Origin of the sequence: Hymenobacter sp. B1770 (genome assembly GCF_049896385.1) — a bacterium.
Classification (GTDB): Bacteria; Bacteroidota; Bacteroidia; order Cytophagales; family Hymenobacteraceae; genus Hymenobacter.
Genome location: NZ_JAFCUF010000027.1, coordinates 1 through 1,529 on the forward strand (window position 1 = coordinate 1; position 1,529 = coordinate 1,529).

The following is a 1,529-nucleotide window of genomic DNA, read 5'->3' on the forward strand; positions in this document are numbered from 1 at the left end:
GACGTGACCGAGGCCGTACTGGCCCGGCGCCTCAACGAAACCCTGCAGGCCGACGCGCTGGCCGCCACCCAGCGGCAGCTGGACGAGCGCGAAGCGTTCCACCAAGTGTTCGAGCAAACCCCGGCCCTGCTTACCCTCCTGCGGGGACCCGAGCACCGCTTTGAGTATTGCAACGCGGCCCAGGAACGGGTGTTTCCGGGCCGCCAGCTCATCGGCCAGCCCTTGGCCGCTGTACTGCCCGACGCCGCCTCGCAGGGCTTCGTGGCCTTGCTCGACCGGGTTTACCAAACCGGCGAGCCCCACGTGGGCACCGAGGTGCCCGCCGACCTGGACCAGCCCGGCGGGGGGCCCGCCCAGCGGCACTACTTCAACTTCACCTATCACCGCTTCGAGGAAGCCGGCCGGCCGGCCGGCATCTCCGTGTTCGGCACCGACGTGACCGAGCAGGTGGCCGCCCGCCAGCACCTGGCTCAAGCCAACGACGAACTGACCGCCGCCTACGCCACCCTGCAGGTAGCTCACGTCGACACGGAGCTGGCCAATGCGGCCCTGTCCGAGAGCAACATCCACCTGACGCGTACCAACGCCGACCTCGACACGTTCGTCTACGCCGCCAGCCACGACCTACGCGAGCCCATCATTAACCTGGAAGGCTTGGTTCAGACCCTGCAGGAACAGCTGGCTACCACCCCCGACCCGCTGATACCGCAGCTGCTGGCCATGATGCAGGAGGCCGTGGCGCGCTTCCAGCTCACCATCGCCCAACTCACCGACGTGTCCCGACTCCAGCGGGGCCAGACCCAGCCCGCCGAAACCGTGGACCTGGCCACCCTGGTAGAAGCCATCCGCCTGGATTTGGCCACGCCCCTGGCCGCCGCCGACGCCCGCCTCACGGTGGAAGTGGCCGGGTGCCCCCAGATTTCCTTTGCGCCGCAGAACCTGCGCAGCATCGTCTACAATCTGCTTAGCAACGCCGTCAAATGCCAGCGTCCCGGCTGCCCGCCCCACGTGCAGCTGCGCTGCCGCAGCACCGACACTGCCGTGGTACTCGACGTGCAGGACAACGGCCTGGGTCTGACCGAGGTCCAGCAGGGACAGATGTTTGACCTGTTCACCCGCCTGCACGACCACGTCGAGGGCTCCGGCATGGGCCTTTACATGGTCAAGCGCATGGTGGAAAACGCCGGGGGCACCGTCGCCGTGCAAAGCCTACCCGGTGTCGGCACCACTTTGACCGTGACCCTGCCCAGGTCAGCGAGGTAACTACACCACAGCGGAGTTGGGTGAAAAAGAGCTTTCCTGGTGGGTTGCTCGGGGTGGTTGGTGGCCGGGTAGTGGTCATGATGCACTACTAAACGGAAGTTTAAAAAGCAAAACGAACATTCGACGAGTCCATCAACCGATACCGGACGGTTCCGCCAAACGGCGCCACCGATGAGCCGAAGTGGACCACCGGGCGGCTCCTCCCCCGCGGCAACGGCTTCAAAGAGGGTGGGGTTGTCAACCTGCATGAAATACGTGGTTTCCAG

The 1,529-nt window shown here is 65.7% G+C and carries 1 protein-coding gene; it reads left to right on the forward strand.

What is annotated here, in order from left to right; all coding sequences use genetic code 11:
* The coding region (locus ACP7AJ_RS21180; protein ID WP_426062228.1) for a sensor histidine kinase at window positions 1–1,263 on the forward strand (1,263 nt) is incomplete at its 5' end.
* Window positions 1,264–1,529: the final 266 nt, after the last annotated feature.